Source organism: Aquabacterium sp. (assembly GCF_035476535.1).
Classification (GTDB): domain Bacteria; phylum Pseudomonadota; class Gammaproteobacteria; order Burkholderiales; family Burkholderiaceae_C; genus Pseudaquabacterium.
In genome coordinates, this window is the sequence record NZ_DATILJ010000201.1 from 1 (window position 1) to 5,164 (window position 5,164).

A 5,164-nucleotide genomic window follows, 5' to 3' on the forward strand; every position below is an offset into this window, starting at 1 on the left:
GCCTACCTGCCGATGACCCACATCTTCGGCCTGGCCACCGTGCTGATGGCCTCGCTGCAGGTCGGCGCCAGCCTGGTGATGCGCAGCCAGTTCGACCCGGCCGACGTGCTGCACGCGCTGGCCACGCAGGGCGTGAGCCAGCTGCAAGGCCCGCCGACGCTGTTCGCCCGGTTGCTGGCGCACCTGGAACAGGCCGGCATCCAGCGCCCGTCGTGCCCGCAGCTGCGCTACCTCTACACCGGCGCCGGGCCGCTGGACAAGCTGCTGAAGCAGCGCGTCGAGGCGGTGTTCGGCATGCCCTTGCACCATGGCTACGGCCTGTCCGAGTACGCCGGCTCGATCACGCTGACGCGTTTGAACCAGTGGCGCGACGACACCGCGGCGGGCTACTGCGTGGAAGCGGCCGAACTGCGCATCGTCGACCCCGCCACCGGGCAGGACTTGCCGGCCGGCCGGCGCGGCGAGATCTGGATGCGCGGCCGCGGGCTGACGCCGGGCTACTTTCGCGATCCGGCGGCCACCGCCGCGGTGATGCGCGAAGGCGGTTGGTACGCCAGTGGCGACCTCGGTGAATGGGCCGCGGACGGCGCGCTGTTCGTCGTCGGTCGGCTGAAGGAAATGATCATCCGCTCGGGCTTCAATGTCTATCCAGGCGAGGTGGAGGCGGTGCTGAACGCCTTCCCGGCCGTGCAGCGCGCGGCGGTCGTCGGCCAGCGCGAAGCCGATGGCAACGAGGCGGTGATCGCCTTTGTCGAACTGCGCCCCGGCGCCGTGCTCGACGACGTGGCGCTGAAGGCCTATCTGCGCGACAACCTGGCGCCCTACAAGCGGCCGGCCGTGGTGCGGCCGGTGCCGGAGCTGCCGACCACCGCCAGCGGCAAGTTGATGAAACGCGACCTGCTCGCCAGATACCCCTGAGACGGGGACCTGCGCGGGCCTTGCGCGAGCCCTTCGCACACCTTTCGCAAACTCGGCGCAGCGTGAAAAGCGGCATCTACCGGGCGCTTTTCGGGCTTTGTCTGTGCGCCTGCGATCCGTAAAATTCGAAACATCGGCTTCTTGGCCGGTTTTTTTGTATCCAGCGGTCAGCGAAGTCGCCATCGGCTGCGTTGACCGTCGGTTGCGGGAGTTTCGTTGTGCGGCAAGTAGCAGGTTCGTGCGTGGTGGTGGCGGTGATCGCCATGATGTCGGGCTGGCAGGGCGCACGCGCCGCCACGGAATCGGCAGCCCCCTCGCCGCCGTCGACCGCAGCCTCCGCGGCCTCGGCTGCCCACGCGCTGGTGCAGCGTGTGCTGAAGCTGGCCGACCATCGCCAGATGCCTTTTGCCGTGGTCGACAAGCAGTCGGCGACGATCACCGTCTACCGTGCCGACGGCAGCGTGGCCGGCGTGTCCACCGTGCTGCTGGGCCGCACGCCCGGCGATGCGGCAAGCATGGGTGTCGGCGAACGCGCGCAGACCGGCAGCTTGCGTCTGGACGACCTCACCACGCCCGCCGGCCGTTTCACCACGGTGCCTGGCCGTAATCTGGCTGGCGATACCGTCGTCTGGATGGACTATGCCAACGCGCTGGCCATCCACCGGCTGCGGCCGGCCCCGGCCGACCAGCAGCGCCCGCGGCGCATGGCCTCCGTCAACCCGCGCGACAAGCGCATTTCCGCCGGTTGCGTGGTGGTGCCGGGCGACTTCTTCGACGCCGTGGTGCAGCCGGTGCTCGGCCATGGCCAGGGCGTGGTCTACGTGATGCCCGAGGACAGCAGCCGCTGGCACACCTTGTGGCCCGCCGGCGCGCAGGCGCCTGTCGCGCTGTAGACGCCCTGGCGAGCCCGCAGGCCCATCGCAGCCGCCAGGGCCTGTCACACACAGCAGCATCGCCGGGCACATGAAATGCCCGAGGAGGCCATTGGCCACCTGACGCGCCTGTTTCAGGCCCTGCTGCTATGCCACCTGCCAAGAGATGGATTCCTGTGCTGTCTGCCGCGTTGTCCGTGCTGGCAGCGGCAGAACTGGTTCGCCTGCATGTGCCCGGCCCGTGGCGCAGCGTGGCCGCGATCCACACGGCCCAGCCAGCCGCGCAGCCCACGCCGGCGGTGCCACCCGCGCCCGGTCAGGCGCTGATCGACGAGGACCCGATCGCACGCATCATCGCTGCCCATCAGGCCAAGCTGGACCTGACGGCGCATCGCGCTTCCGGCGATGTGCGCAACATCGTGCCGCGCATCATCCGCCTGGCCGACAACGCCGGGCTGCCGTTCCTGGTGGTCGACAAACGCAGCGCCCGGCTGTTCATCTTCGATGCCCAGGGCCGCCTGCTGGACGATGGCCCGGTGCTGCTGGGTCTGGCCCGCGGCGACAACACGGTGCCTGGCATTGCCGAGCGGCCGCTGGACCAGGTGCGGCCCTTCGAGCGCACCACGCCGGCCGGGCGCTTCGTGGCGCGCCATGGTCGCAACACGGCCGGTGAGGACGTGGTCTGGGTCGACTACGGCGCGGCGGTGTCAATGCACCGCGTGCGCGCCACGGTCGCCGCCGAGCGCCGCCTGCAGCGGCTGGCCTCGCGCACCTCGGCCGACAACCGCATCTCCTTCGGCTGCATCAACCTGCCGCCGGCGCTGTACGAACAAGGCGTGCAGCCGCTGCTGCTGCGCTCGCCCGCCGTGGTCTACGTGCTGCCGGAAACCCGGCCGATCACGAAGCAGTTCCGCAGCCTGTTCGACGACGCGCCCGCCGATCACCCCGGCTTGCGGGCCTGATCTCGGGTCTGCGAGCGAATCGCCCAAGAAAAAGCGCCGATGCAAGCATCGGCGCTGGTTGCGATAGCGGGTCGTCCGGGGTCAGTTCCGGTCCGCGCGTGGCGCCGGGCTCTGGTCCGCGTTGAAGCTGGGCGACGAACTCGGCGACTCGGAACTGGTCGACGGCGACGGCGTCGTGCTCGACGAACCCGGCGCGCTGGTCGTGCTGTCGGTCGTGGCCGGCGCCGCCGTGCTCGGTTGCTGACTCATGTCGGTCGAGGGGCTCGCCGAAGGCGAGGGGCTGGTCGACGGGCTGGTCGATGGCGTCGTCGGCGCGGCCTGGTCCGCCGGTGCCGCCTGCGCGGCCTGGTCAGCCGGTGCCGCCTGTGTGGCGGCGCTGGTGTCGCTGTTCGTGGATTGCGAGTGCGACAGGCCCACAGCGGCGGCAAGTCCGGCGGCGACAGCGATAGAGGCCCAGGTCAGTGGCTTGGTCATGGTGAGAAGACTCCAATTGAGTGGGTGGATCGGATTGGCCCGCTGCCCCATGCAAACAGGCCGTTCCTGAGCTTGGGTGGGCAAGGCGCGTGCCGTTCACTTTGCTCGTCATGGGTAGATACCCGCAGCCCGCCGCCCCGACAACCGGTAAGCCTTGCCGCAACTTGCGGCCAGGCCGCCCTGTGGCTCAAGAAGGCCCTCTTCACGATTCGCAAATTGCCGCCGCTGCAGCAGCCCGGCATGCTGTGGGCTGACGACGGAGATGCCCACGATGAACGAGTCCCCCAGCCCCGCGGGCGGCAGCGCCCAGCGCACCTACCAGGCGGCCTTGAATGAAGGACGCTGGCTGATCCAGCATTGCACGGCTTGCCAGCATGCGGTGTTCTATCCGCGCGAGCTGTGCCCGCATTGCGGCGCGCCGGCCTTGCGCTGGGTGGCGCCCAGCGGCCTGGGCACGGTCTATGCGGTAACGACGGTGCGGCGCAAGCCCGATGCCGGCGGCGACTTGAACGTCACGCTGATCGACCTGGACGAAGGCGTGCGGCTGATGAGCCGGGTCGAAGGCCTGGCCTCCGACGCGGTGCGCATCGGCATGCGCGTGCGCAGCCGTGTCACGCAGCAGGACGGGGCGGGCCTGGTGGTGTTCGATGCGGTCGACGGGGGTGTGAAATGAGCGATCCCTTGCGCGGCAGCGCGGCGATCGCCGGCGTCGCCACCTTCGGCTGCGGCGAGGCACCGGGTTACGACGACATGGCCTTGCTGGCCCAGTCCGCCCACCGGGCCGTGGCCGATGCCGGCCTGACGATGCGCGACATCGACGGCCTGTGCACCGCCAGCGTCGCGGCGCCAATGTGGACCCTGCCGGTGATCGAGCATCTGGGGCTGAACCCGCGCCATGTCGACGGCACCATGCTCGGCGGCTCCAGCTTCGTCGCCCACCTGTTGCCGGCGATGCGTGCGCTGCAGGCCGGCCAGTGCAACGCGGTGCTGGTGTGTTACGGCAGTGCGCAGCGCACCGGCACCTTCGGTCGCAAGGAGGTCGCCGCGTCGCGGCGCTTCCTCGATCCGCAGCACTACGAGCAGGTGTATGAACCGGCGATGCCGGTGTCGGCCTACGCGCTGGCCGCGTCGCGCCACATGCATCAATATGGCAGCACGCGCCGCCAGTTGGCCGAGGTGGCGGTGGCCGCCCGCGCCTGGGCGCGGTTGAACCCCGAGGCCTTCATGCGCGATGCTTTGAGCATCGACGATGTGCTGAAGGCCCGCATGGTGGCCGACCCGTTGACGGTGCGCGACTGCTGCCTGGTCACCGACGGCGGCGGCGCGCTGGTGCTGGTGCGGGCCGAGCGTGCGCGTGACCTGCCCAAGCCGCCGGTCTACGTGCTGGGTAGCGGCACCGCGGTGTGGCACCGGCAGATCTCATCGATGCCCGACCTGACGGTGACGGCGGCCTCGCAATCCGGCGCCGCCGCGTATGCGATGGCCGGATTGAGCGCACGCGACATCGACGTCGTCGAGCTCTACGACGCCTTCACGATCAACACCTTGCTGTTCCTGGAAGACCTGGGCTTCTGCGCCAAGGGCGAGGGCGGGGCGTTCGTCGAGAACGGCGCCATCGCGCCGGGCGGCCGGCTGCCGGTCAACACCAACGGCGGCGGTCTGTCCTGCGTGCACCCCGGCATGTACGGCATCTTCACGCTGATCGAAGCGGTGCGGCAGCTGCGCGGCGAGGCCGGCGCGCGCCAGGTGGCCGGCGTGAAGACCGCGCTGGCGCACGGCAACGGCGGCACGCTGTCGAGCCAGGCCACGGCCATTCTCGGCACCGCCGATGTCCTGTGAAAGGAGTAGCGCACGATGATCCGCGATACCGAGACCCTGAACGCGCTGCTCGACAGCGTCAGCCGCTTCGTGCGCGAGCGCCTGGTGCCGGCCGAGAAC

The 5,164-nt window shown here is 70.0% G+C and carries 6 protein-coding genes; all 6 read left to right on the forward strand.

Annotated elements, in window-relative coordinates; all coding sequences use genetic code 11:
- Window positions 1-918: class I adenylate-forming enzyme family protein (locus VLK61_RS19665; protein WP_325423320.1), on the forward strand; the 918-nt coding region annotated here is incomplete at its 5' end.
- Window positions 919-1,181: 263 nt separating this feature from the next.
- Complete coding sequence (locus VLK61_RS19670; protein WP_414636833.1) at window positions 1,182-1,811, forward strand: L,D-transpeptidase; 630 nt, start codon at window positions 1,182-1,184, stop codon at window positions 1,809-1,811.
- Between the two features lie 176 nt (window positions 1,812-1,987).
- Complete coding sequence (locus VLK61_RS19675) at window positions 1,988-2,752, forward strand: L,D-transpeptidase (RefSeq protein WP_325423325.1); 765 nt, start codon at window positions 1,988-1,990, stop codon at window positions 2,750-2,752.
- 121 nt (window positions 2,753-2,873) lie between these two features.
- Window positions 2,874-2,996 (forward strand): hypothetical protein, encoded by a 123-nt coding sequence (locus tag VLK61_RS19680; RefSeq protein WP_325423322.1) that lies wholly within the window; start codon window positions 2,874-2,876, stop codon window positions 2,994-2,996.
- A 501-nt stretch (window positions 2,997-3,497) separates the two neighbouring features.
- Complete coding sequence (locus tag VLK61_RS19685) at window positions 3,498-3,899, forward strand: Zn-ribbon domain-containing OB-fold protein (protein WP_325423323.1); 402 nt, start codon at window positions 3,498-3,500, stop codon at window positions 3,897-3,899.
- Window positions 3,896-5,065, forward strand: coding sequence for a thiolase (locus VLK61_RS19690; protein WP_325423324.1), 1,170 nt, complete (start codon window positions 3,896-3,898; stop codon window positions 5,063-5,065). The genes VLK61_RS19685 and VLK61_RS19690 overlap by 4 nt, the downstream gene beginning before the upstream one ends.
- Window positions 5,066-5,164: the final 99 nt, after the last annotated feature.

Coding starts and splice junctions, on each gene's coding strand:
- VLK61_RS19670 (WP_414636833.1), top strand. CDS start 1,182: ATGATGTCGGGCTGGCAGGGCGCACGCGCCGCCACGGAATCGGCAGCC.
- VLK61_RS19685 (WP_325423323.1), top strand. CDS start 3,498: ATGAACGAGTCCCCCAGCCCCGCGGGCGGCAGCGCCCAGCGCACCTAC.
- VLK61_RS19690 (WP_325423324.1), top strand. CDS start 3,896: ATGAGCGATCCCTTGCGCGGCAGCGCGGCGATCGCCGGCGTCGCCACC.